This window comes from Kineococcus xinjiangensis (genome assembly GCF_002934625.1).
In the GTDB taxonomy this organism is placed as follows: domain Bacteria; phylum Actinomycetota; class Actinomycetes; order Actinomycetales; family Kineococcaceae; genus Kineococcus_A; species Kineococcus_A xinjiangensis.
Genome location: NZ_PTJD01000011.1, coordinates 17,905 through 43,118, shown reverse-complemented (window position 1 = coordinate 43,118; position 25,214 = coordinate 17,905). Strand labels below are relative to the sequence as shown.

The 25,214-nt window shown below is 74.4% G+C and carries 20 protein-coding genes, 1 tRNA gene and 1 pseudogene; 17 read left to right on the top strand and 5 right to left on the bottom strand.

What is annotated here, in order from left to right:
- Window positions 1–73 precede the first annotated feature (73 nt).
- The 10 genes and pseudogenes from CLV92_RS14910 to CLV92_RS23080 all read left to right on the top strand — a co-directional run.
- Window positions 74–919, top strand: coding sequence for an alpha/beta fold hydrolase (locus CLV92_RS14910; RefSeq protein WP_170112764.1), 846 nt, complete (start codon window positions 74–76; stop codon window positions 917–919).
- On the top strand, window positions 916–2,535 hold the full coding sequence (locus CLV92_RS14905) for a SpoIIE family protein phosphatase (protein WP_104433957.1): 1,620 nt from the start codon (window positions 916–918) through the stop codon (window positions 2,533–2,535). Before CLV92_RS14910 ends, CLV92_RS14905 begins: the two co-directional genes overlap by 4 nt.
- Before the next feature lie 8 nt (window positions 2,536–2,543).
- Complete coding sequence (locus CLV92_RS14900; protein WP_158257264.1) at window positions 2,544–2,918, top strand: STAS domain-containing protein; 375 nt, start codon at window positions 2,544–2,546, stop codon at window positions 2,916–2,918.
- Window positions 2,915–3,322 (top strand): YchJ family protein, encoded by a 408-nt coding sequence (locus CLV92_RS14895; protein ID WP_245886848.1) that lies wholly within the window; start codon window positions 2,915–2,917, stop codon window positions 3,320–3,322. The genes CLV92_RS14900 and CLV92_RS14895 overlap by 4 nt, the downstream gene beginning before the upstream one ends.
- A gap of 179 nt (window positions 3,323–3,501) precedes the next feature.
- Window positions 3,502–3,882 carry a VOC family protein gene (locus CLV92_RS14890; protein WP_170112763.1) on the top strand — a complete coding sequence of 127 codons (381 nt, stop codon included), beginning with the start codon at window positions 3,502–3,504 and terminating at the stop codon, window positions 3,880–3,882.
- A gap of 197 nt (window positions 3,883–4,079) precedes the next feature.
- On the top strand, window positions 4,080–5,312 hold the full coding sequence (locus CLV92_RS14885) for a protein-glutamate methylesterase/protein-glutamine glutaminase (RefSeq protein WP_104433955.1): 1,233 nt from the start codon (window positions 4,080–4,082) through the stop codon (window positions 5,310–5,312).
- A 4-nt stretch (window positions 5,313–5,316) separates the two neighbouring features.
- Window positions 5,317–6,141, top strand: a complete 825-nt coding sequence (locus tag CLV92_RS14880; RefSeq protein ID WP_104433953.1) for a CheR family methyltransferase — start codon at window positions 5,317–5,319, stop codon at window positions 6,139–6,141.
- Window positions 6,142–6,143: 2 nt separating this feature from the next.
- Window positions 6,144–6,527: a response regulator gene (locus tag CLV92_RS14875; protein ID WP_104433951.1), complete on the top strand. Its 384-nt coding sequence runs from the start codon at window positions 6,144–6,146 to the stop codon at window positions 6,525–6,527.
- Window positions 6,524–6,991 carry a chemotaxis protein CheX gene (locus tag CLV92_RS14870; protein WP_104433949.1) on the top strand — a complete coding sequence of 156 codons (468 nt, stop codon included), beginning with the start codon at window positions 6,524–6,526 and terminating at the stop codon, window positions 6,989–6,991. Before CLV92_RS14875 ends, CLV92_RS14870 begins: the two co-directional genes overlap by 4 nt.
- Window positions 6,992–7,046: 55 nt before the next feature.
- Window positions 7,047–7,403, top strand: a pseudogene (locus tag CLV92_RS23080) (response regulator); the annotation flags it as partial.
- 552 nt (window positions 7,404–7,955) lie between these two features.
- Here CLV92_RS23080 and CLV92_RS14860 read toward each other — a convergent pair.
- Entirely contained in the window at window positions 7,956–8,819 is an 864-nt protein-coding gene (locus tag CLV92_RS14860; RefSeq protein WP_158257263.1) for an EAL domain-containing protein, read from the bottom strand.
- Between the two features lie 162 nt (window positions 8,820–8,981).
- Window positions 8,982–9,704 carry a polyprenol monophosphomannose synthase gene (locus tag CLV92_RS14855; RefSeq protein ID WP_245886846.1) on the bottom strand — a complete coding sequence of 241 codons (723 nt, stop codon included), beginning with the start codon at window positions 9,702–9,704 and terminating at the stop codon, window positions 8,982–8,984.
- Between the two features lie 148 nt (window positions 9,705–9,852).
- Between CLV92_RS14855 and CLV92_RS14850 the strand changes: the two genes are divergently transcribed.
- The 4 genes from CLV92_RS14850 to CLV92_RS14835 all read left to right on the top strand — a co-directional run bounded on the left by CLV92_RS14850 (window position 9,853) and on the right by CLV92_RS14835 (window position 12,591).
- A complete protein-coding gene (locus CLV92_RS14850) occupies window positions 9,853–11,433 on the top strand; it encodes a methyl-accepting chemotaxis protein (RefSeq protein ID WP_104433943.1) in 1,581 nt (526 codons plus the stop codon).
- Window positions 11,434–11,529: 96 nt separating this feature from the next.
- A tRNA-Ser gene (locus CLV92_RS14845) sits at window positions 11,530–11,622 on the top strand.
- Window positions 11,623–11,686: 64 nt separating this feature from the next.
- Window positions 11,687–12,097, top strand: coding sequence for a hypothetical protein (locus CLV92_RS14840; protein WP_104433941.1), 411 nt, complete (start codon window positions 11,687–11,689; stop codon window positions 12,095–12,097).
- A 59-nt stretch (window positions 12,098–12,156) separates the two neighbouring features.
- Window positions 12,157–12,591: an ATP-binding protein gene (locus tag CLV92_RS14835; protein WP_104433939.1), complete on the top strand. Its 435-nt coding sequence runs from the start codon at window positions 12,157–12,159 to the stop codon at window positions 12,589–12,591.
- Window positions 12,592–12,756: 165 nt separating this feature from the next.
- Here CLV92_RS14835 and CLV92_RS14830 read toward each other — a convergent pair whose 3' ends face one another.
- A complete protein-coding gene (locus tag CLV92_RS14830) occupies window positions 12,757–13,563 on the bottom strand; it encodes an MBL fold metallo-hydrolase (protein WP_104433937.1) in 807 nt (268 codons plus the stop codon).
- 179 nt (window positions 13,564–13,742) lie between these two features.
- Here CLV92_RS14830 and CLV92_RS14825 point away from each other — a divergent pair, with 179 nt between their 5' ends.
- A complete protein-coding gene (locus CLV92_RS14825) occupies window positions 13,743–15,257 on the top strand; it encodes a GGDEF domain-containing protein (RefSeq protein WP_104433935.1) in 1,515 nt (504 codons plus the stop codon).
- Between the two features lie 122 nt (window positions 15,258–15,379).
- Here the strand turns inward: CLV92_RS14825 and CLV92_RS14820 are convergent, their stop codons facing one another.
- The gene (locus tag CLV92_RS14820) at window positions 15,380–17,629 is read right to left on the bottom strand and encodes a putative bifunctional diguanylate cyclase/phosphodiesterase (protein ID WP_104433933.1); all 2,250 of its coding nucleotides are present in this window, start codon (window positions 17,627–17,629) and stop codon (window positions 15,380–15,382) included.
- Between the two features lie 428 nt (window positions 17,630–18,057).
- Here CLV92_RS14820 and CLV92_RS14815 point away from each other — a divergent pair, with 428 nt between their 5' ends.
- The gene (locus CLV92_RS14815; RefSeq protein ID WP_158257262.1) at window positions 18,058–20,970 is read left to right on the top strand and encodes a cell wall-binding repeat-containing protein; all 2,913 of its coding nucleotides are present in this window, start codon (window positions 18,058–18,060) and stop codon (window positions 20,968–20,970) included.
- A 281-nt stretch (window positions 20,971–21,251) separates the two neighbouring features.
- A complete protein-coding gene (locus tag CLV92_RS14810; RefSeq protein WP_104433929.1) occupies window positions 21,252–23,786 on the top strand; it encodes a cell wall-binding repeat-containing protein in 2,535 nt (844 codons plus the stop codon).
- Window positions 23,787–23,894: 108 nt separating this feature from the next.
- On the opposite strand, the gene CLV92_RS14805 is transcribed toward CLV92_RS14810, so the two are convergent.
- The gene (locus CLV92_RS14805; protein ID WP_104433927.1) at window positions 23,895–25,121 is read right to left on the bottom strand and encodes a hypothetical protein; all 1,227 of its coding nucleotides are present in this window, start codon (window positions 25,119–25,121) and stop codon (window positions 23,895–23,897) included.
- Window positions 25,122–25,214: the final 93 nt, after the last annotated feature.

Genomic DNA, 25,214 nt, shown 5'->3' with positions numbered 1-25,214 from the left:
AGGTCCTCTCCGGGGGCGAAGCCGGAGGAGGGGGCCCGTTGGCAGTGATCGATCGTGCACTTACGGTGGCTCCATGGACCGGGAGCGGGTGCTGCGCCGGAACAACGTCGCGCTGCGGGGGACCCCGGGGGCGCCGCCGATGGCGCTGCTCCACGGCTTCGGCTGCGACCAGGGGGTCTGGCGCCACGTCGCCCCCGCCTTCGAGAGCACCCACCGCGTCGTCCTGCTCGACCACGTCGGCTCCGGCGGCTCCGACCTCGCCGCCCACGACCCCGTCCGCCACAGCCGCGTCGAGGGCTACGCCGAGGACCTCGTCGAGGTGCTGGACGCCCTCGACCTCGGCGCCGCCGTGCTCGTCGGCCACTCCGTCAGCGCGATGATCGCCGTGCTCGTCGCCGCGCAGCGCCCCGACCTCGTGCAGCGCCTCGTCCTCGTCGGCCCCAGCCCCCGCTACGTCGACGAGCGCGGCTACACGGGCGGGTTCAGCCGGGAGGAGGTCGAGGAGCTGCTGGAGACCATGGACGGCAACTACCTCGGCTGGGCCCGCAGCACCGCGCCGTTCATCATGGGCACCCCCGACCGGCCCGAGCTGGGCGACGAGCTGACGGGCAGCTTCTGCCGCACCGACCCCGACGTGGCCCGCTGCTTCGCCCGGGCCACCTTCCTCGGGGACAACCGCGCGGACCTGCGGCGGGTGCGGACGCCCGCGCTGGTGGTGCAGAGCAGGGTCGACGCCGTCGCACCCCCGGCCGTGGGCCGCTATGTGCACGAGCACCTCCCCGGCAGTGAGCTGGTGGTGCTGGACGCCGTGGGCCACGTCCCCGTCCTGTCCGCCCCGGGAGAGCTGGTCGAGGTGATCCGCCGCTACCTCGCCTCCCCGGTGCTCGCGCTGCCCGCCGGCGATCCCGCCCGGACATGACCGCCGCGGCGCGGGGGAGCTGGGACGCGGCGCCCTGCGCGCTGCTGACGCTGAGCGCGGACGGGACCGTCGTCGCCGCCAACGCCACCGCCCTGCGCTGGCTGGGGCGGGCCCCGGCGGACCTGGTGGGCCGCGCCGCCCTCAGCGACCTGCTCACGGCGGGCGGGCGCATCTACTGGGAGACGCACCTGTCGCCCCTGCTGCACGTGGAGCGGCGGGTGGAGGAGGTGGCGCTGGAGCTGCGGGTCCCGGGCGGGCGGCTGCCGGTGCTGCTCACGGCCGTGGCCGCGCCCGCGCCGGGCGCGCCGCTGGAGGTCGTGCACGCCGCCCTCGTCAGCGCCCGCGAGCGGGTCCGCTACGAGCGGGAGCTGCTCGCCGCCCGGTCCGCGGCCGAGCGCTCCGCGGCGCGGGTGCGGGCCCTGCAGCGGGTGAGCGCGGCCCTGTCGGTCGCGGTGGGGGTGGACGGCGTCGCCGGGGCGCTGCTGGGCACCGCCGTGGCCGCTGCGGGAGCCGCCGCCGGCACGGTGTGGGTCGCGGACGGCCACGGCGGTCTGCGCGCCCGCGGCAGCACCGGGGAGGCGCCCGGCGACTGTCCGGAGCCGGCCGCGGAGCTGCTCGGCCGTGGACCGGGCGGGGAGCTGCTGCCCGGTGGCGGCGGGGCGGTCCGCTCGGGCGGGGGCCGGATCGTCGTGCCGCTGCGGGGGCACACCGCCCTGGAGGGGGTCCTCTCGCTGCTCCCGAGGTCCGGTCCGGCGGCGGAGCCCCTCGACGCGGAGGTCCTCGCGGCCGCCGGCGGGCAGGGGGGTCTCGCCCTGGAGCGGGCGCGCCTGCACGAGCACAGCGCCCTCGTCGCCCACGAGCTGCAGCGCTCCCTGCTGCGGGTCGACCCGCCCGACGACCCGCGCTACGCCGTCGCCACGGCGTACCGGCCGGGCGTGGAGGCGCTGGAGGTGGGGGGCGACTTCTACGACGTCTTCCTCCCCGGCGGCGAGCCGGGCGTGCTGGCGGTGGTCGTCGGGGACGTCGTGGGGCGCGGGCTGGGTGCGGCCGCGGCGATGGGGCAGCTGCGCAGCGCGGTGCGGGCGGTGGCGGGGGGCGGGACGGGACCGGGACGGCTGCTGGCGCGGCTGGACCGGTTCGTGGAGCAGGTGGAGGCGGCGGCGATGTCCACGGTCGCCTACGCCGAGCTGGACCTGGCGACGGGGCTGCTGCGCTACGCCTGCGCGGGCCACCTGCCCCCGCTGCTGCTGCCCGCGCGGGGGCCGGTGCGGCTGCTGTGGGAGGGGCGCTCCACGCCGCTGGGGGCGTTCGCCCGGCACGGGGAGCGGGTCGAGGCGCAGGTGCGGCTGGAGCCGGGCGACCGGGTGCTGCTGTGCACCGACGGGCTCGTGGAGCGGCGCGAGCGCGGCATCGACGTGGGTCTGGAGCTGCTCGAGGCGGCCGCCGCCCGGCTGGGGCGCGGCACGGAGGCCGCGTCGGTGCGCGCGCTGACGGACGAGCTGCTGCGCGACGAGCGCGGGCACGACGACGTGTGCGTGCTGCTGCTGACGTGGCGGGGGCCGGGCGTGGGCGCGCCGCACGCGCCCGCTGCCGGTGCGGCGCACGCTGGGGCATGATCCCTGGGGTGGGGACCACCGGGGGAGGTGCCGTGGGCGTGGAGGTGCTGCCGGGGCCGGACGGTCGGGCGGGTGGGGTGGAGGTCCTGCGTGCCCGCGGGGAGCTGGACGTGGGCGTCGTGCTGCCGGTGCTGGAGAGGCTGCCGGAGTGGGTGGCGGGGGCGTCGGGGGTGGTGCTGGACCTGACCGAGGTGACGTTCTGCGACAGCTCGGGGGTGCGGCTGGTGGACCGCCTGGCCCGCGAGTGCGCCCGCTGCGGGGCGGCCTTCCGGGTGGTGGCGCCGCCGGGGAGCGCGGCGCGGCTGATCCTGGACCTGGTGGGCATGTCCGACGGGCTGGCGCTGGACGACCTGCCGGCCGCGGTGGCGGCGGTGGGGCCGTGAGCGGCGTGGAGGTGCCGCCCGGGGGTGGGCGGTCCTGCCCGTGCGGGCTGGGGGATCCCTACGCCGTGTGCTGCGGTCGCCTGCACGCCGGGGAGGCGCAGGCGGCGACGGCGGAGCTGCTGATGCGTTCCCGCTTCAGCGCCTTCGCCGTGGGGGACGGGCCGTACCTGCTGCGGACGTGGCACCCGTCGACGCGCCCGGCGGAGCTGGATCCGGACCCGGACGTGTCGTGGGTGCGCCTCGACGTGCTGGGCGGCAGCGGCGGGGGTTTCCTCGACGCGGAGGGCGTGGTGGAGTTCCGGGCGTCGTACCGCTCCGCGGAGGGCCGGGGGGTGCTGCACGAGCGGAGCCGGTTCGTGAAGGAGGGCGGGCGCTGGCTGTACGTGGCGGCGCTGCCCCGGTGATCCCGCCCTCGTCCCGCCCCGCTCCACCCCCGTCCCGTCCACTTCCCCCCGACTCCCCTCCCCGACTCCCCGATCCCCCCCTACTCCCCGGAAAGGACCCTTTCCGGGGTCGAGATCCCCTCCCGGGCCACGGAAAGGGTCCTTTCCGGGCGGGGCGGGGTCCGTCCCGAGGAGGCACCGTGCCCGACGCGCCCCGCCTGCGCCTGACCGCGACCACGCTCGGCGCCCCCGACGCCCGGGAGCTGGCCGCCTTCTACCGGCGCCTGCTCGGCTGGGAGGTGAGCGAGGACTCCCCGGAGTGGGTGGTCCTGGCCGCACCCGGCGGCGGCGCCGGCCTGTCCTTCCAGACCGAGCCCGACCACGTGCCGCCGGTCTGGCCCGCCCGGGCGGGGGAGCAGCGGATGACGGCCCACCTGGACATCGCCGTCGACGACCTGGCCGCCGCGGTGGAGCACGCCCGCGCCGCCGGGGCGAGCGTCGCGGACTTCCAGCCGCAGGAGCACGTCCGCGTCTGCCTGGATCCGGCCGGGCACCCGTTCTGCCTGTACCTGCCGGACTGACCCGCCGGACCCCAGCCCGTTCGACCCCGGAAAGGGTCCTTTCCGTGCGCGCGGGGGCCTCGCGGGGGACCGGGCCGGACGCAGCCGTCCGCATCTGCGCTTCAGGGTTCGCCGCCCGCAGCCGATGGAGTGGGAGTCCGCTGCGATCGGCGGTTTTCGAGACTGCGGTGCGTGCACCGCTGAGGACGGGGTTCAGCGTGGGGGACCGCATCAGGGTGCTGGTGGTGGACGACTCGGTCGTCGTCCGTCGCCTGATCACCGACGTGCTCGCCACCGACCCCGCCATCGAGGTCGTCGCGACGGCGGCCAACGGCCAGATCGCCGTCGGCAAGGTCGAGCAACTGCGGCCGGACGCCATCACCCTCGACGTCGAGATGCCGGTGATGGACGGCCTGCAGGCGCTGGTGGAGATCCGCAAGATCGACCGCCGCGTGCCGATCGTCATGTTCAGCACCCTCACCGAGCGCGGCGCCGCCGCCGCGCTGGAGGCGCTGTCCAAGGGCGCCAGCGACTACGTCACGAAGCCGGCCAACGTCGGCAGCGTGTCGGAGTCCATGGAGAGCGTCCGCTCGCAGCTCATCCCCAAGATCAAGGCCCTCGTGCCCAGGTTCCGGGAGCGCGGCCCCTCCGGCCCCTCCGGCCCGCCGGCACCGGCGTTCGCGCCGCCGCCGCGGCCGCGTCCCGCCGCGCCCGGCGCGAAGGCGCGCGCCCTGGTCATCGGCTCCTCCACGGGCGGGCCCGAGGCCCTCACCGCGGTGATCTCCAAGCTCCCCCCGAACCTCGGGGTGCCCGTCCTCATCACCCAGCACATGCCCCCGGTCTTCACGCGCCTCTACGCGCAGCGCCTCGACAAGGCCAGCGCGCTGCGGGTCGTGGAGGCCGAGAACGGCCAGCCCGTCGTCCCCGGCACCGTCTACATCGCGCCCGGCGACTTCCACATGGAGGTCGTGCGGCAGGGCACGAACGTGGTGACGAAGCTGCACCAGGGACCGCCGGAGAACTTCTGCCGCCCCGCCGTGGACGTCATGTTCCGCTCGGCGCTCACCCTCTACGGCGGCGAGCTGCTGGCCGTGATCCTCACGGGGATGGGCTCCGACGGCCGCAACGGCTGCAAGGGCATCGCGAGCGCCGGCGGTCACGTCCTCGTGCAGGACGAGGCCACCTCGGTGGTCTGGGGCATGCCCGGCGCGGTCGCCCGCGAGGGCGTCGCCGACGAGATCCTCCCGCTGCACGGCATCGCCGACGCGATCGTGCGACGGCTCGGTGGTGCGGCCTCCATGGCACCCCCGGCCCCGCGCTCGGCGGCGGGCACATCGACCACCTCACCGGCGGGGGCCCCGCCGCCGCCGGTGACCCCCCGCACCACCCCGTCGTCCACCCCGTTCCCACCGGCCACCGCCCCGGGCCGGTTCTCCGCAGGAAGGAGGTGATCACGTGCCGCTGACGAACCAGGCCTTCGACTGGGTCTGCACCCTCGTCCGACGCGAGAGCGCGATCGTCCTCGAGAAGGGCAAGGAGTACCTCGTCGAGTCCAGGCTCGTCCCCCTCGCGAGGGCGGCCGGCGCACCCGACGTCTCGGCCTACATCGAGGGTGTGCGCGTCGGCCTCGACCGGCGGAAGCAGATGGACATCGTGGAGGCGCTGACCACGAACGAGACCTCGTGGTTCCGCGACGGTGCGCCGTTCACCGCGTTCTCGACCGCCGTGCTCCCCGACCTGAAGCAGACCCGCGGCGCCACCCGGCAGCTGCGGATCTGGTCGGCAGCCTGCTCCACGGGGCAGGAGGCGTACAGCCTCGCGATGCTGCTGAAGGACTCCGTCGTCGCCGAGGGCTGGCGCGCGGAGATCCTCGCCACCGACATCTCCAACGAGGTCCTGGAGAAGGGCCGCAGCGGCCGTTTCTCCCAGCTCGAGATGAACCGGGGCCTGCCCGCCAACCTGCTCGTGCGGCACTTCACCCGCGTGGGCACCCAGTGGCAGGTCAACGACGACCTCAAGCGGATGGTCACGTTCCAGCACATGAACCTCGCGCTGCCGTTCCGCGGTGTCGGGCAGTTCGACGTGGTGTTCCTGAGGAACGTGCTCATCTACTTCGATGTCTCCACCAAGCGGGACATCCTCCAGCGCGTGCGGGCGGTCCTCCGCCCGGGCGGGTACCTGTTCCTCGGCGGCGCGGAGACGACGCTGGGGGTCGACGACGGATGGGAGCGAACTCTCATCGGACGAGTTTCGGTCCACCGACCGAAGAACGGAGGCTGAGCATGAGGGCGCTTGTCGTCGACGACTCGCGGGCCATGCGGAAGATCATCGGCGGAGCCCTGCGCAAGCTGGGCTACGAGACGGTGGAAGCTGCTGACGGGGCCGAGGCCCTGGAGGTCCTCAAGAGCGGACCGCTGCCCGACCTGGCCACCATCGACTGGAACATGCCGGTCATGGACGGTCTCACCCTGGTCACGCAGATCCGCGCCAACCGCGCGTACCGGACCATGACCATGATGATGGTCACCACCGAGGCCGAGCACGGGCAGATCGTCCGCGCCCTGGCCGCCGGGGCCCACGAGTACCTCATCAAGCCGTTCACTCCGGATGCGCTCGAGGAGAAGCTCGCACTCCTCGGCCTCCTGCCCGAGGTGGCGGGCGCATGACCGCCGGTTTCGAGCTCGAGGAGCTGGGGCACTACGTCGAGGACGAGGCGCTCCTGCAGATCGTGATGCAGATGTGGGACTCCTTCTTCTCGACGGTCGAGCCGCCGTACCCGGCGTTCGAGCCGATCGGGGCGGAGGGGCCCGTCCTCTGCGCCAGCGTGTCGATCTCCGGGGCGCGCCCCGGTCTCGTCACCGTCACGGTGCCGCAGGCGACGGCCTCGGCGCTGGCCGCGGTGATGCTGCAGGAGGAGGCGCTGCCCGAGGACGAGGTGCACGACGCCCTCGGCGAGGTCGCCAACATCGTCGCGGGCAACGTCAAGGCGCTGGTCCCGGACGCAGGCTCGCTGGGTCTGCCGGTGCTCTCCACCGCCACTCCCCGGCTGGGCAACGGGGCGGCCGAGGTGGGCCGCATGGACGCCGTGTGGCGCGACGGGTGGCTGAGCGTCATCGTGTGGTTGAGTTGAGCATTCCGCTGGTCGGGGCGGGCACGGAGAACGAGGCGGAACGGGAGTAGGCGCCATGAAAGCGCTGGTGGTCGACGACAGCCGGGTGATGCGGCAGATCGTGATCCGCACGCTGCGGCAGGCCGGCTACGACTGGGTGGAGGTCGTCCAGGCGGAGAACGGCCAGGAGGGTCTCGAGGTGGTTCGCAACGAGAACCCCGACATCGTGCTGTCCGACTGGAACATGCCGGAGCGCACGGGCATCGAGATGCTCCAGGCGTTGCGGGCCGGCGGGGACACGGTGCCCTTCGGGTTCGTCACCTCGGAGGGTTCGCAGGAGATGCGCGACAAGGCCGCCGCGGCCGGGGCGCTCTTCCTCATCGCCAAGCCCTTCACCCCCGAGCAGTTCGCCGACGCCCTGGAGCCGGTGCTGGGCAAGTCCAACGCCCAGCAGCAGGTCTCCCAGAGCACCGGCCCGGCGGTCAAGTGGCAGGAGGGCATGCCCAGCCCCCTGCCCACCAACCTGGCCGTCCGCAACCTGCTGTCCGACCTGCTCAACCGCGACGTCGACGTGGCCCCCGGCCCGGAGGTCCCCCCGGGGGGCAAGCCGGGCACGACGGTGGCGCTCTACGTGGACGACCGGCTGAAGTCGGCCGCCGTGGCCGTCATGTCGTTCGACCTCGCCGCCCACTGCGGCGCGGCGATCGGCCTGCTCCCGCCGGGCGCCAGCGAGGCGGCCATCGAGGACCGCGAGATGCCCGACAACCTCCACCAGAACGCCGGCGAGGTCCTCAACATCATGGCCTCGCTGTTCAACCTGGAGGGTGCCCCGCACCTGAAGCTGCACGCGTACTACCGCCCGGGCGAGCAGCTGCGCCCGGACGTGGTCGACTGGGCGACCCGCAAGGGCAGCCGGGTGGACCTGACGGTCAGCGTGTCCCGCTACGGCAAGGGCGGCCTGTCGATCGTCACGTTCTGACGAGCGTCACCTGCCGAGGACCGGGTCCTCGACGGGCAGGTCCCCGACGGCCCGGCACCCCCACAGGGGTGCCGGGCCGTCGTCGTCCGCGGGCGCCGCCGCCGTTCCCCCGTCGCTGCGCGCCGGAGGCGCCGCCACCAGCGGCCGGCCGAGGTGGTGCCCCTGCCCGCAGGCCACGCCGAGGTCGAGGAGCACGGCGAGTTCCGCGGCGCGCTCCACCCCCTCGGCGACGAGCGTCGCGCCGACCTCGGCGGCCAGGCCCACCAGCGCCCGCGTCACCGCGCGGCGTGCCGGGTCGGTGTCGATGCCCGCGACGAAGGCGATGTCGAGCTTCACGACCTCCGGGGCCAGGTGCAGGACGTGCTGGAGGCTGGCGTAGCCGGAGCCCGCGTCGTCCACCGCGATCCGCGCCCCGTGCCCGCGCAGCACGTCCAGGGCCGCGCGCAGCGCCCGGTAGTCCTGCACCGGCTCGTGCTCGGTGACCTCCACCACGAGGCGCTGCGGTTCCGCCGCCAGCAGCAGGGGGACGGTGCGCGGGTGCAGCAGCACGGTGGGGGAGGCGTTGACGGACAGGTAGCGGCCCGCCGGCACGCAGGGCAGCAGGGCCAGCGCCGCCGTGAGCGCCAGGTGCTCCAGCTCCGCGCCGCCCCCGCGCCGGTGCGCCTCGGCGAAGACCCGCTCGGGCCGCAGCGGCTCCCCGCCGGCGGTGCTGAACCGGCTGAGCGCCTCCAGGCCGACGACCCGCCCGGTGGACAGCTCGACGATGGGCTGCAGCGCCGTGGCCCGCCGCACGGCCGCCGCGGTGTGGAGCAGGGGGGCGGCGGGGGTGCCGGTGACCACCGGCAGGGGGACGGCTCCGGCGTGGTCCACGACGGGCCCCCCTCCGCGCACGGGGCGGCGGACCGCCGCCCCGTTCGACGATCGCCGGACGGCATCTGCGCTGCCCGGTGGTGGCGCACAGGGTCCCACCGCGGTTCCCGGCCCGCGACCGGAGCGGAGCGTCCCCGCAGGTGGGGACCGCGGGCGGCGCCGTCAGCGCAGCTTCGCCCCGTGCCGGCGCATCCGCACCACCGCCACCATCGCCTCGGCGACGATCGAGCGGGACATCTTCGACGAGCCGCGGGTGCGCTCGGTGAAGAGGATCGGCACCTGCGCCGTGCGGGCGCCGAGCTCCAGCGCGGCCAGGGTCGTCTGGATCTGGAAGGCGTAGCCGGCGGCGGTCAGCGAGTCCAGGTCGAGGCGGGCCAGCAGCGACGCCCGCCACATCTTGAACCCGCCGGTCAGGTCGGTGATGTCCGAGCGCAGCAGCACCCGGGCGTAGACGTTGCCGCCCCGCGACAGCAGCCGCCGGTACCAGGGCCAGGCGTCGTCGACCGCGCCGCCCGGCACGTAGCGCGAGCCCAGCACCAGGTCCGCACCGCCGGCGAGGGCCGCGGCCATCGGCACGAGCGCGCTGACGGGGTGGGAGCCGTCGGCGTCCATCTGCACCACGGCGTCGTAGCCGAGGGCGACGGCCTGCGCGAAGCCCGACCGGTAGGCGGCCCCCAGGCCCTCCTTGACGGGGCGGGTGAGCAGCCGCACCCGGCCCTCGGGCAGACCGGCGGCGACGCCGCGCACCACGTCGCCCGTGCCGTCCGGGGAGGAGTCGTCGACCACGAGGACGTCCGGCGCGACCGGCGACGCCAGCACGGCGGCGATGATGCCGGCGATGTTCTCCGCTTCCTGGTACGTCGGCAGGACGACGATCGTGCGCACTCGGGCTCCGGCTTCTCGGGGTCGGTCGCGCGACGCTATCCCAGGACGCCTCCCCCTGGACGGGCGCCGTCCTCAAGGCGGTCCGCGCGTGCGCCGACAGTGTCGGGAGAGGTGGCGCTGCTGGGGCGCCCGGTCTGGGAAGTGGCTCATGAAGCACTCGGGAGTGCGGTCGATCGCCGCACGTCTGCTCGTCATCGTCCTCGTCGCCGCCATCGGGATGGCCGGTGTCGCAGCCATCGCCGGCTTCCAGATCCGCGACCGGATCATGGCCGAGCGCGAGGCCGCCACCCGCAACGTCGTGGAGACCGCCCTCGGGGTCGTCAGCCACTACGGGGCCGAGGCCGAGGCCGGCCGCCTGAGCGAGGAGGAGGCCAAGGCCGCCGCCATCGCCGTGCTCAAGACGCTGCGCTACAGCGGCAAGGAGTACTTCTGGGTCAACGACATGGGCCCGACGATGGTCATGCACCCCATCAAGCCGGAGCTCGACGGCAAGGACCTGTCCGGCAACGCCGACCCCGACGGCAAGAAGCTGTTCGTGGAGATGGCCGAGGTCGTCCGCAAGGACGGGGCCGGCTTCGTGGGCTACCAGTGGCCCAAGCCGGACGCCGAGGAGCCGCAGCCGAAGATCTCCTACGTCGCGGGCTACGCGCCGTGGGGCTGGGTCGTCGGCTCCGGCGTCTACGTCGACACCGTCTCCGCCGCCGCCCTCGAGGACGCCAAGCGCCTCGCGCTCGGGGCCCTGGGCCTGCTCGTGGTCTGCGTGCTCGTCTGCCTGGCGGTGGGCCGCAGCATCGTGCGGCCGATCCGCCGCGCCACCGACGTCCTCGCCGCCGGCGACCTCAGCGTGCGCCTGGACACGGGCCGGGGCGAGACCGAGCTGGAGCAGCTCGCCGTCGCCCTCAACGCCACCCTCGACCGGGCCGACGGCGTGGTCCGCGACGTGACCGCCGCCGCCGCCGACCTGGACTCCGCCGCCTCCCAGCTCGTGCGCAGCAGCGACCAGATCGCCGAGCACGCCGAGCGGACCAGCGGCCGGGCGGTCGCCGTGGCGGGCAGCGCCCAGGACATCAGCGCCACCATCTGCGCCGTCTCCGAGGGCGCCGAGCGCGTCGGGGACTCCATCGTGGAGATCGGCCACAACGCCCGCGCCGTGGCCGGCATCGCGCAGGAGGCCGTGGACGTGGCGGCGACGACCAGCCGCGCGGTCGCCGACCTGGGCCGCTCCTCCGCGGAGATCGGCGACGTCGTGAAGGTCATCACCTCCATCGCGGAGCAGACGAACCTGCTCGCCCTGAACGCCACCATCGAGGCGGCCCGTGCCGGTGACGCGGGCAAGGGCTTCGCCGTGGTCGCCGGTGAGGTGAAGGACCTGGCGCAGGGGACCGCGCAGGCCACCGAGCAGATCTCCGGGCGGGTCATCGCCATCCAGGGCGCGGTCTCCCAGGCCACCGCCCTCATCGCGGACATCTCCGGGATCGTCAGCCGCATCGACCAGTACCAGGGCACGATCACCGAGGCCGTGCACACGCAGAACCTGTCCACCCAGGAGATGGTGCGCGACGTCGCGAGGGCCGCGGACAACGGCCGGGAGATCGTCGTGACGCTGGACGGCGTGGTGGACGCCGCGCGGCGCACCTCCGACGACCTGACCGCGATCCGCTCCGCGGCCCGGGACCTGGCGGAGACGTCCTCGAAGCTGCAGGAGGCGGTGCGGGTCTTCTCCTCCTGACCCGCCCGTCCCGCTCGGTCCGCCCCGTCCGCGTCTCCCGCGGGCGGGGCGGACGTGCTCCGGTGGCAGACTGGGGCCCTGCGGGCCCGCCCGCAGGGAGGGCTGGCCGAGTGGTTGAAGGCGGCGGTCTTGAAAACCGCTAGGGCGGTACCCAACCCGTCCTCGGGGGTTCGAATCCCTCGCCCTCCGCGTCCCCGGCCGCACCGCCGGGGCGGACGACGCAGCGGCCGACGACGGTGGCAGGAGGAACGGCATGGCCCTGGTGGGCCCAGCGATGGACAGGGAGCGCCGCATCAACGCCGCGCGGGCGTTCCACGCCCTGGCGCCGGAGGACCGCCGCGAGGCCCTGGCGCTGGCCCGGCGGGGACGCCGCCACCCGGACGAGCGGGTCGCCGTGGTCGCGTGGTGGTACGCGGCGGCGACGCTGCAGCCGACCTGGTGGAACAAGGTGCCGCCGGTGGTGCTGCCCGCGGCGGGCATCGTCCTCGTCGTGCTGGCCTTCTGGTGGGACTCCTGGCCGCTGGCGCTGGTGGCGCTGCTGCTGGTGCTCGCCGGGGGCGTGGCGTGGTGGCAGCGCGCGATGTCCGAGCCGCTGCTGGCGCTGGGGATGCGCCCGGTGGAGGACGGCGACCGGCCCGCCGGGGGCGGCGCGGCGCAGGCCTGAGCCCGCCCGGCGGCGTTCCGCAGGTGTGAGATGCCGGGCGCGCTGGGTAACAGGTCGGCGTGGAGCCAGAGCCCCGTCGCATCATCCAGCTGCCCGCGGACGGTCGCGCCCCCTCGATGGCGCGCCGCCGGGTGCGGGAGGTGGTGCTCGACGACGCGCCGCCGCCGGGCATGGAGGAGCTCGCCTCGCTGCTGGTGAGCGAGCTCGTGGGCAACGCGGTGCTGCACGCCACCCCGCCCGCCACGCTGACGTGCACCGTGCGGCAGTCGGCGCTGCGGCTGGAGGTGACGGACTCCAGCCCCCGCCCGCCGCAGCTGGCGACGGCGGGGCCCTCGGACACCGGGGGGCGGGGGATGCTGCTGGTGCAGACGCTGAGCTCGCGCTGGGGGGTGGAGAGCACCCCGCACGGGAAGCTGGTGTGGGTGGAGATCGACCCCGAGGACGCCGCTGCGTTCGACCGCGGCGAGTGCCCGGTCTTCCCCGACGGCACCTGACCCTCCCGCGCCCGGCCGCGCCGGGGCTGGGCGGGGACGTTCGGCCGTGACACGCCGGCGCGCCGCCTGCGCAACGTCCCCATGTCGGGCGGGCAGGGCTGAGGCGGGGACGTTCGGCCGTGACACGCCGGCGCGTCGCCTGCGCAACGTCCCCGCGCCCGCGCCTCAGGTCAGGGTCACGGTCTCCCCGCGCGCCACCCACCGCACGTCGTCGGCCCAGCCGCGCCGCTCCGCCTCGGCCCGGAAGTCGCTCAGCGGGGAGCGGAACACCCCGTAGTCGTCGTAGTGGACCGGCACGGTCTGCCGCGGGCGCACCAGGTCGACGAGGTCGGCACCCTCCGCCCCGTCCATGGTCACCACGAGGCCGCCCGGCAGGGTGGTGCCGCCGAGGTGGACGACGGCGGCGTCGATGCCCGGGTAGCGGCGGGGGATCTCGCGGATCTCCTCCACCAGCAGGGTGTCGCCGGTGAGGTAGAGGGTGAACTCGGTGCCCCCGCCGGCGGGCCCGAACTCCAGCAGGGAGCCCATCACCGGCGGCAGCACCCCCTGCAGCGCCCCGCGGGCGTGCCGTCCCGGGGCGGCGGTGGCCCGCACCCGCGTCCCGCCGGACACCAGTTCCGCGCTCTCCCAGGTGCGCAGCCCCCGCACGTCGGTCATCCCGTGCCAGGCGGCGAGGCGGCGGGCCGCGTGCGGGGTGGTGAGCACGGGCAGGTCGCTGCGCAGGCCGCGGCGGGCGACGCGGTCGAAGTGGTCGCCGTGCAGGTGGGACAGGAGCAGGCCGTCGAGGGGCGGGAGCTCCTCCACGCGCAGGGCGGGGTCGGTGAGGCGCCGGGCGACGAGGCCCTTGCCGAGCCAGGCGTACTGGCCGCGGTGGAGGAAGTTGGGGTCGGTGAGGAGGGTGAGGTCGCCGTAGCGCAGCAGCACCGTGGCGGTGCCGATGAACGTCAGCTCCAGGGCGCGGGGGGCGGGCATGCGGCGGCAGTACCCCGGTGGTGGCGGCCCAACCGGGCGCGGGATGGGCAGACGCCCACCTTTGGCGACGCACAGTTGTGCCTATATCTACCCCGCGTGACGCTCGGGCGCGTCATGCTGTTGGCTTGGCGCAGGCGGGTGCAGGTGGGTGCAGGGGGTGGGGAGTGCGAGCAGGAGCCGTGCGGGCACCCTCCTGGGACGGGCGCGGCGCCCGGGCGCGGCTGCGGGCCGGCCTCGTGGCGCTGCTCCTCGTCCTCGTCGTGGTGGGGGACGCCCTCCTCGTCGGCGTGCCCGTGGCCGAGCAGGCCCTCTTCGGTGTCACGGAGGCCGCCGTCGCGCTCGTCGCGGGCCTCGCCTGCCTGCGCGTGGGGCGGCAGCTCGACGATCTCGGCGCGCTGTCCGCCCGCCGTCAGTCGTGGGTGCTGATGGGGGCGGCGTGCCTGTGCTGGACCGCCGGGCAGGTCGTCTGGGCGTGGCGGGAGGTGGTGCGCGGCGACGCGGCGCCCTTCCCGTCGGTCGCCGACGCCGGCTTCATGGGCTTCGCCGTGCTGTCCGTGGTGTCGGCGCTGTACGTGCACCGCGGCTACGGCACGTGGCGGCTGCGGCTGCGGACCCTCGCCGACGGCCTCGTCATGGCCTGCGCCCTGTTCTGCACCGCGTGGGTGCTCTCCCTCGACGCGATGGTGGCCACCGCGGAGGAGGTGGTCCCGCTCCTCTTCTCCCTGGCCTACCCGGTCACCGACATCGTGCTGCTGACGGTGCTGCTGCTGTCGCTGCTGCGCAACCCGCGTTCGGTGCCCGCCCGGCTGCTGGTGGCGGGGGGAGCGCTGATGCTGGCGGGGGACGCCGGCTTCACCTACGACTTCTCCCTGGACGGGTACGCCACGGGCGGGGCGTCCGACTACGCGTGGCTGGGGGCGTTCGCGCTGTTCGGGCTGGCCGCCGCCGCCCGCCACGACGACCCGCGCGGTGATCCGGTGCCCGAGGGGCGCTCGCGCCTGTCGGTGCTGCTGCCGTACGTGCCGCTGCTGCTGGCGGCGCCGATGGTGGTCTGGCAGCTGTGGACGACGGTGGACCGGGTGGTCGTGGTGGCCAGCGCCGTGCTGGTGTGCCTGGTGCTGGGGCGGCAGTGGCTGATCCTCGCGGAGAACCACACGCTGCTGGAGGTGACGCAGCGGCAGCGGGCGGAGCTGCAGCGCCTGGCGCACTACGACGGGCTGACGGGCCTGGCCAACCGGGGGTTGTTCGCGGACCGGATGCGGCGGGCCGTCGACGAGTCCGTGGCGTCGGGGGTGCCGGTGACGGTGGCGTTCGTGGACCTGGACGACTTCAAGGGCGTCAACGACACGCTGGGGCACGCGGTGGGGGACGCGCTGCTGCGGGAGGTCGGGACCCGGCTGTCGCGGTGCCTGCCGTCGGGGGGCACGGCGGCTCGGCTGGGCGGGGACGAGTTCGCCGTGGTGGTGACGGACCCGGCGGTGGACCGGGACCTGCTGGTGGGCTGCATCCTCGGGTCGCTGGCGGAGCCGTTCGCGGTGGGCGCGGCGGTGCTGCCGCTGACGGCGAGCGTGGGGGCGGTGTCGGAGGTGGTGGGGATCGCGGACGAGCAGACCGTGGACCTGCTCCTGGCGCTGGCCGACACCCGCATGTACGACGCGAAGCGCGCCGCGGCCCGCAGCGCCGCCCTGGACTGACGGGGCCCCCGGGCGCCCAGCCCCGATCAACCCCGGAAAGGGTCCTTTCCGTGCCTGGACGGGCCCTCTCGACCCCGGAAAGGGTCCTTTCCGGAGGAAGAGAGGACGGCCCCGGGCGCCCCTCAGGCGGGGACGCCGCCCGAGGCGAAGTTCCGGTCGAGCTGCTCTGCGAGGCGCTCGGTGGGGACGGCGGCCTCGAAGAGCCAGCCCTGCCCGCGCTGCGCCCCCAGGGCGGAGCAGATGACGGCCTGCTCGGCGGTCTCGATGCCCTCGACGACGACGACCATCCCGAGCTGCGTGGCCAGCTCCACGATGCAGGAGACGATCACCTGCCCGTCGGAGTCCACCGTCAGGGTGTTGGTGAGGGAGCGGTCGATCTTCAGCACGTGGGCGGGGAAGCGGCCGAGGTAGCCGAAGGAGGCGTGGCCGGCGCCGAAGTCGTCGATGGCGATGCGCACGCCCGTGTCGGCGAGCTCGCGCAGGACGCGCTCGGCGGGGCTGCCGGTGTCGAGGAACACCGACTCGGTGACCTCCAGCGTGAGCTGGGACGCGGGCACGCCGACGTCGGTGAGGACGGCGCGGACGGCGTCGGCGAAGCCGGGCGCGTGGAGCTGCACGACGGAGACGTTGACGGCGAGGCTCGCGCCGGCGGCGAAGACCCCGGCGTCGGCGGCGGTCCGCACGGCGGCGGCGAGGACGTGCTGGCCGAGGGCGACGACGAGGTTGGCCTCCTCGGCGACGGTGATGAACTCGACGGGGTTGACGCGGCCGAGGACGTCGTCGGTCCAGCGGGCGAGTGCCTCGAAGCTGGCGACGCCGCCGGTGTCGAGGTCGACGACCGGCTGGAAGTGCACGTCGAGGGTGCCGGCGGCCAGCGCCAGGGCGAGGCGCTCGCGGACGAGGAGGCGGCGCCGGTTGGCGTCGGCGATGGCCCCGTCGAAGGCGGCGACGGTGCCGCTGCCGCCGCTGCGGGCTCCGCGCAGGGCGAGGGCGGCGTCGGTGAGGACGGCGAGGCGCTCGCTGTCGGGGGCGTCGGGGGAGCGGCGCCCGCTGGTGGAGGCGAGGCCGATGGTGGCGTCGAGGTCGAAGCGGGCGGCGGCGGGCACCTGCGCGGGGGCGCTGCGGACGGCGTCGAGCAGCGCGGGGGCGAGGGCGCGGGCTTCGTCGGTGCCGCCGGTGAGGAGGACGGCGAACTCCTCGTCGCCGCTGCGGTAGGCGCCGCCGCAGGGTGCGGCGGCCTCGAGGCGGCGGCCGACGGCGGCGAGGACGGCGTCGCCGGCGGAGAGGCCGAGGACGTCGCGGACGTTGTCGAGGCCCTCGACGGCCACGAGGAGGACGGAGCGCTCGGAGGTGCTGACCTGGCGGAGGGTCTCGGTGAGGGCGAGGCGGTTGCCGAGGCCGGTGCCGCGGTCGAGCAGGGCCTGGGTGCGCAGGTCGCCGGCGACGGCGAGGTAGGCACGGGCTGCCTCGTAGTGGCGGACGGCGTAGAGGACGAGGGTGAGGGCGTAGAGGAGGAGGAGCGCGCGGGTGGTGGAGCCGGGGTCGGCGATGAGCCAGGCGAGGTCGGCGAGCAGGAGCGGGCCGGGGATGAGGGAGGCGATCTCGCGGCGGTGCTCGGCGAGGGCGCCGTCGGCGACGCTGCGCAGGCCGGTCCTGCGGTGGGGGGAGAAGACGCCTGCGACGGCGGTGCCGGCGAGGACGAGGAGGGCGCCGACCCAGCCGATCCGGAGGTCGCCGGTGAGGATCGCGTAGAGGGCGGGGAGCTCGCCGAGGGCGCAGGCGGCCAGCGCGATCCCGGGGGCGCGCATGCGGGGGTCGTCGATGGCGGCGTGGATGCCGCGGGCGGTGACGTGGGTGGCGCCGAGCAGGAGGGCCAGGACGGCGAGCCGGAGGCCGGTGCCGCCGTCGACGGCGCCGACGGCGGACAGGACGTGCCAGGTGACGACGGAGAGGGCGGCGCCGAGCATGCTCGCGTCGATGAGCAGGGTGGGGATGCTGCCGGGGGCGGCGATGCGGCGCAGGCCGGACTGCATGAGGACGATCACGCCGGCGAAGGTCGCGGCGAGGACGGCGATGCTCGCCTGGGGCCCCCCGACGCCGCTGAGGAGGAGCAGGGCGGCCACGAGGTGGCCGGCGCCCCACGTCAGGGAGACGCGGCCGTAGCGGCGGCGCGGGTCGGCGGGGTCCTGGGTGGTGAGGAGGAGGGTGGTCGCGCCGCTGAAGGCGAGGAAGGGGATCCACGGGAAGGGCGTGGCGAGGAACGCCGGGTCGAGGACGGCGGCGAGGCCGGGCGCGGTGAGGGCGGCGGCCACGAGGAGGGGGAGGCTCCAGCGGCCGCGCGGGCGCGGCGGGGCTGCGGAGGGAGCCGTCATGACGTGTGTGTCGTCACGGCGGGAGGGCTCCTTGACGTCGAGACAGCGGCCGGGCGTGCCGTCACCCGGATGGCGCGGCACCCTGTGCCGGGTGCTGGGACGGTTGTGACTGGTGCGTCGGGAGTCTTCTCCTGCTGCTGCAAATGGGTGAAGATGAGGCTCCTGGGGCGCAACGAGGGGCCCGTGACCGAATCGTTATGTTAGCCCGTGTGGGGCAAACGTGCAGGTCACAGCCCGTTCAGGCATCCTTACGGTGCGTCCCGGCCAAGAGATCTTGGTTGCTCTCCGTGTTGCTGGTGTGACTCTCGTGTACGTTTTGAGACGTCGCCAGGGGACCCCGGCAAGTGGGGGAGCAGGGCGGTACACAGGGCTCGACTGAGCCGGCCCCCGTGGGGGGGATCACACTTCACATCGCCTTTGGAGGCATCGTGACCGCAGCAACCTCGAGGTTGCGCCGGCGTGGTATCGGGGCCGGCGTTGCCGCCCTCGTGGGTCTGACCAGCGTCGGGTTCACCGCTGTGGCCGCTCAGGCGGCCCCTAACTTCGACATCACCCGCCCCGCCCAGACGGAGAACCGCTTCGCCACCGCGGCGAGCGTGGCGACGGCGACCTTCCCCACCGGTGCCCCCAACGTGGTCATCGCCAACGGTGACAACGCCGTCGACGCCCTGGGTGCTGCCGCCCTGGCCGGCGTGAACACGCCGATCCTCTACGTCCGCTCCGGTGACATCCCCGCCGAGACGATGGCGGCTCTCAGGGCGCTGAACCCGACCACCGCCTGGATCGTCGGTGGCACCACCGCCGTGTCCGAGGCCGTGGTCAACGCGCTGCCCGCCTCGGTGACGACGAAGAACCGCGTCTCGGGCGCCGACCGCTACGAGACCGCCGTGAACATCGCGGCTCGTGCGGCGACCGTGCGTGGCGGGGCTGCCCCCACCACGGCGTTCCTCGCCCGTGGTGACGTCTTCGCCGACGCCCTGGCCATCGCCCCGGTGGCGGCCAAGACCGGCACTCCGATCTTCCTGACGGAGACCGCCACCATCAACCCGACCACCCTGGCCGGGCTGAGGGCCCAGGGCATCAGGAACGTCACCATCCTCGGTGGCGAGGCCGCCGTGTCGACCTCGGTGCGCGACGCCCTCGCGGCGCAGGGCATCACCGTCACCCGCATCGCCGGTGCCGACCGCGCGGAGACGGCCCTGAACATCGCCAACACCGCCGCCTTCGGGTTCAGCAAGACCGGTGTGGCCCTCGTCAACGGCTTCGCCCCGGTCGACGCCCTCCCGGCGTCCGTGTACGCGGCGAAGAACAACTTCCCGATCATCCTCACCGAGGGTGCGGTCCTGGGCAACGACGCGGAGGCCTACTTCACCGCCAACGCCGCGACCCTCACCACCGGTCTAGCCGTCGGTGGTACCGCGGTCCTGCCGGAGACGGTCGTCACCGCCGCCGAGGAGGCTGGTGGGGCGGGCGACGCGGTCGGCAGCATCGCCGTCACGCCGAACACGGCCGCGACGGCCACGGTCGTCAACGACACGGGGGGCGCCAACGACGCCACGGACGACCGCACCTACACGGTCACCGGCCTCACCGCGGGCACGACCTACCGCATCACCCTGGTGAACGCAGCTAGCATCCAGGTCGGCGCAAACGGTCAGGTGAGCTTCCTCAGCAGCGCCGACGCCGGCTCTGCCAGCGGGTTCTCCGCCGACGTCGGTGCCGACATCGCGAACATCACCTCGGTGAACAACGCGAGGCCCACCTTCGCTGATACTGACACCGCTTTCATCACGACCACCACGCAGCCGGTCGCCGGCAACATCACCTTCACGATCGACGGCACCGCCCCCGGCACGGTCGTGCCGGTGGTCTACATCAACGGCGGGACCGGTGGCACGGCCACGACGGGTGGCACGAGCATCCGTCTGGAGACCTCCGCTACGGCTGTGGGGACCTTCGCGGCGGCCACGGAGACGTTCGGCCTCGGTGGACCGATGACCTACGTCGCCCCGCTCGCCACCGGCGGCGGCCTCCCCGCCAGCAGCGTCGTGGCTGCCGTGGACAAGGCGAACAACTCGTTCACCATCACGACCGGTGGTGTCACGTCGCGCTACACCTACGACACCGTCGGGGACACCTTCACCGTGGACGGTGCGTCCGTCGGGCTGACCGCCTTCGAGGCGGCCCTCTCCGCCGGTGACGGGATCGCGGGTACCTTCGCCGTCGACCCCGAGGGCGGCAGCGTCTTCAACCTGACCGACAGCAACCCGGGGCTGCCGACCCTGACGCCGACGGTCAACGGCGGCAACGACGTGAGCATCGCGGTGAACTTCGGTGCCAACGCCGTGGACTCGCTGATCGTGGAGCGCGCTGCGGTGAGCGGCGACGTCGTGGGTGCCTTCACCGCCGTCGCCGGGGCGGGCACGCTGACGGCGGCGCAGATCGCGAACGGAACCGCCACCATCACCGACATGGACGTCGCAGCCGGCACCTACCGGTACCGGATCACCGGGGTCAACGACGGCGACCAGGGCGCTCCGGCTACCACTGGCAATGTCGTCACCACCGCTCCCACCGCGGACACGACGGCCCCGCTGACGATCTCCGACCGGCTCGTGACGAACGCGGGCTTCACGTCCGACGCCGACACCAATGACGTGATCCGCCTCATCTTCAACGAGGACGTCACGGCCACCGGCACCGCCGCCATCCGCTTCACCGACAGTGCGGGCGATACTTACCAGCTCACCAATGGAACCAACGCCACCTTCGCGCTCAACGCTGCGTCGGTCACCATCGCCGAGGGCAGCGACGCCGGGACGTACACGGCCAACCGGGTTCTGACGATCACCTTGACCGGAAACCCCACTCCCATCGGGGCCACCTTGGCCACTGCGCTCCCGGCGACCTACCCGCTCACCGTGAGGGCAGCCGCGGGCATCGCCGACACGGCGGGCAACGCCTGGAACGCCGGACAGACGCCCGTCGTTGCGGCAACGCCTGCCAGCGCTCTCATCCAGGGCGTGACGGCCACGGCCAACGCTGCCGGTACGGCTGGCAACTCCCTGAGCATCCAGTTCGTGCAGGGAAGTGGCAACAGCGTGGCCCTGTCGGCCGCGCGAGCAGGCGACGTCATCACCGTGACCCTCCCGACCGACAGTGCGGGTGTTGCGGTCGCGGCGACCCAGGGGCAGGTGGAGGCAGCGATCGACGCCGCCACCTCCACGCTGGGTGTCACCGCGGCGTCGGCCAACGCTGCCACCGCAGTGGCTGTGGCCGGTCCGACGGCCTTCACCGGTGGCACGAACCAGAGCAACGCCGACACGGTCATCGCTCCCTGATGATTGATCCTGCTCGCTGCTGAGTGGACCCCAGAGGCCCCGATCTCTCCGGAGATCGGGGCCTCTGGCCTTTCGCGGCTCGGGCGTCGGTCCCGTCAGCCCCACCCCACCATCGCTCCTCCACCCACCCACTTCCCCGGTTCGCCTGTGGCCGGTGTGACAGCGGTGTACGTTGCGCATGACCGCCCCGGGGGCCCCTGTCAAGGGAAGTGGGGCGGTCGTCGCACGACTGAGCTGGTCCCCATGGGGGGGACCGCACCGCACACCGCCATGGAGGCATCGTGTCTGCTGCAACCTCGAGGTTGCGCCGGAGTGGTATCGGGGCCGGCGTCGCCGCCCTCGTGGGTCTGACCGGCGTGGGCTTCACCGCCGTGGCCGCTGAGGCGACGCCCACCTTCGACCTCACCCGTCCCGCGAACGTGGAGAACCGCTTCGCCACCGCCGCGAGCGTGGCGACGGCGACCTTCCCCACCGGTGCCACCAACGTGGTCATCGCCAACGGTGACAACGCCGTCGACGCCCTCGGCGCCGCCGCCCTCGCGGGCACCACCGCACCGATCCTCTACGTGCAGTCCGGCAGCATCCCGGCCGAGACGCTCGCCGCGCTGAACGCCCTCAAGCCGACCACGGTCTGGGCCGTCGGCGGCACGAACGCCATCTCCGAGGCAGTCCTGAACGCGCTGCCCGCCTCGGTGACCACGAAGAACCGCATCCAGGGCGGCGACCGCTACGAGACCGCCGCCAAGATCGCGGCGCAGGCGCAGGCCGTCCGCGGCGGTACCGCCCCGACCTCGGCGTTCCTGGCCCGTGGTGACGTCTTCGCCGACGCCCTGGCCATCGCCCCGGTGGCGGCCAAGACCGGCACCCCGATCTACCTGACCCAGACGGGCTCCCTGAACAGCTTCGCGCTGGCCGGGCTGAAGGCCCAGGGCATCAAGAACGTCACCATCCTCGGTGGCGAGGCGGCGGTGTCCGTCGCCGTCCGCGACGCGCTCGCCGCGCAGGGCATCACCGTCACCCGCATCGCCGGCGCCGACCGCGCCGAGACGGCTCTGAACGTGGCCCAGACCGCGGCCTTCGGGTTCAGCAAGGCCGGTGTCGCGCTGGTCAACGGCTTCGCGCCCGTCGACGCGCTCCCGGCGTCGGTGTACGCGGCGAAGAACAACTTCCCGATCATCCTCACCGAGGGTGCGGTCCTGGGCAACGACGCGGAGACCTACCTCAAGGCCAACGCCGCCACCCTCACCTCCGGTGTCGCCATCGGCGGTGTCGCGGTCCTGCCCGTCGCCGTCGTCGAGGCCGCCGAGGCGGCCGGTGGAGCGGGCCAGCTCGGCACCATCGCCGTGGCGCCGAACACCGCCGTGACGACCACGCTCGTCAACGACACCGCGGGCCCGAACGACGCCGCCGACGACCGCACCTACACGGTCACCGGCCTCACTGCGGGCACCACCTACCGCATCACCCTGGTCAACGGGGCCAGCATCCAGACCGGTGCGGACGGTGCGGTCACGTTCCTCACCGGCGCGGACGCCAACGCTGCCAGCGGGTTCTCCGTCGCCACCGGTGCGGACATCGCCGACATCACCTCGGTGAACAACGCCGCGGCGACCTTCGCCGAGGGCGACACCGAGAAGCGCACCACCACCGCCCAGCCCGTCGCGGGGAACCTCACGTTCACGATCGACGCCACCGCGCCCGGCACCGTGGTCCCGGTCGTCTACGTCAACGGCGGCCCCGGCGGCACCGCCACCACCGGTGGCACCAGCATCCGCCTGGAGACCTCCGGCACCGCCGCGGGGACCTTCGCAGCGGCCACCGAGCTCTACGGCCTCGGTGGGGCGACGACGGTCACCGCCCCGCTCGCCGCCGCCGGGTCCGTCACCGGCGGAACGGTCGTCTCGGTGGACAGGGCCGCGAACTCCTTCACCACGGCGACCTCCGGCGCCACGGTGCGCTACACCTACGACAGCACCGACAAGTTCACCCTGGGTGGCGTCTCGGTCGGGCTCGGCACCTTCGAGGCGGCGCTGACCTCCGGTGACGGCATCACGGGCACGTTCGCGGTCGACCCCGACGGGAGCAGCGACTTCGTCCTCGCCGACGACAACCCCGCCACCCCGGCCGCGCCGACGTTCACCGTCGGCACCGGCGCGAACTCCAACGACGTCACCCTGACGACCGTCCTCAGCGGCGACGTCGACGCGGTGCAGGTCGAGCGGGCCACCGTGACGGGCAGCACCGTCGGCGCCTACGCCGTCATCGCCACCCCGACGGCCGACGCCGACGCGGCGGCCCCCGGCTTCCAGTACGTCGACAACGACGTGGCGGCCGGCACCTACAACTACCGGGTGTCGTTCGTGAACGACGGCCAGATCGGCCGGGCGACCGCCGCGGCGACCAACGCCACGACCACCACGCCCGTCAACGACACGACCGCCCCCACCGCGGCGGACGTGCGGGTCGCGAGCAACGTCGGCAACGCCCTGCTGCTGGACGCCGGTGACACGTTCACCGTCGCCGCCAGCGAGGTCGTCACCGTCGCGGGCAACGCCACGCTGCGCCTGCGGGACGCGGACGGCACCGCCGTGGACCTCGTCAACGGCGTGGGCGGCACCACGTTCGTGCTCAGCACGGGGAGCACCACCATCGGCGGGACCGCCTACGCGGCCGGCCGGGTCGTCACCGTCACCGTCGGGACGGCCACCGGGCTCGACCTGCCGGCCACCATCGTCAGCCAGGCCGGCATCGCCGACGCGGCGACCAACGCGCTCACCCTCACGGGCAGCGACGTCACGGTGAACATCCAGTCCTGACCGGCTGACGCACCACCGCACCACAGGGCGGGCCTCCACGCACAGCGTGGGGGCCCGCCCTGCTGCGTGGAGAGCCCGCCGAGGCGCAAACCCCTGCGGTAGAGCCACTCACAACCCGAACCGCCACCCGCGGGCCTCGTCCACGCTGCCCGGGGGGTGGTCGTCGGCCATCCCTCCCCACACCACGAGGACGTCGCCGGCGAGCCCGACGGCCCGCCCGTTGCTGGGTCGCTGCGCGGGCAGCGGCGGCAGCGCCCGCCACCGCCCGTCGTCGGAGCCGAACACCGCCACCCGGGGGCCGTCCACCACCAGCAGGTCCTGCCCGTGCAGCAGCACCCGCGGGTAGCCGCCCAGCTGCTCGCCGAGCGTCGTCAGCGGGCTGGTGCTGCCGTCGCGGGGGTCGAGGACCACGAACTCCAGGCCCTCGTGCCAGGAGGAGCTGGCGTCCACGCCGACGACGCGCTGCCCGTCCCACAGCAGCTGGTGGAACTGGCTCGCCACACCCGGTGCCTGGTCCTCGGCGGGCCGCTCGACGGAGCCCGGCGGGGGCGGCTCCGCGATCCGCCACTCCGCCACGTCGCGCCAGGTGCCGTCCGGTGACCACGCCGCCAGGTGCCGGCACACCCCGCCACCGGTGCAGCCCGAGCCGATCGCCCGCACGACCAGCAGCAGCTCCGTGCCCGTCCAGACGCTGATGAGCTCCTGCTGGTGGGGGTCGGCGAACGGCCACGGGTCGGTCCGCCACGTGCCCGTGCCGGCGTCGTAGACGGCGACCGCGACGGGCTTGCGGGGGTCCTGCTCCCCGTTCGGGCCCTCGATCCACCCGGCGGTGACGAACTGCTCCCCGATCCAGCGGCCCGGCTCCAGGGTGCGGATCGGCGGGGTGCCCACCTCGGGGCGCCACGTCATCGCCTCCGCATCGAGCAGGACGTCCAGCGACGGGTCGCCGTAGATCGACTGCGGGACGGGGAAGAGCTCCGGCAGGGCCCGCCACGAGTCCGCCGCCGGGTCGTAGGCGGCGGCGTCGTCGTGGGGGACGGGCATGGGACCGGCGCACTGCGCGCCGTCCCCGCAGGTCTGGCCCAGTGTCTGCGGGTCGTACGTGTGCCCGCCGCCGATGACGAGCTCCCGGCCGGTCCAGGCCGTCCCGGCGTGCCCGCGCGCCTCCAGCGGCGACGGCGGCAGCTCCACCCACTCCCCGGGCACGAGCGGCAGGTCCCACACCGGCTCGGGCTCCGGCCATGCGACCCAGCCCGGCGGGCCCTGGCCGACGGAGCACGCGGGCAGGGCGACGAGGAGCACCGCGGCGGCAGCGGCACGGGAGCGGGGGCGCACGGGGATCGGACGCCGGGCGGGGCCGGTGGTTCCGCGTGCGGGCGTCCACCGTGGGCTGTGGCCCACATCACCCGCCCCGGCGGTCCGCCATCC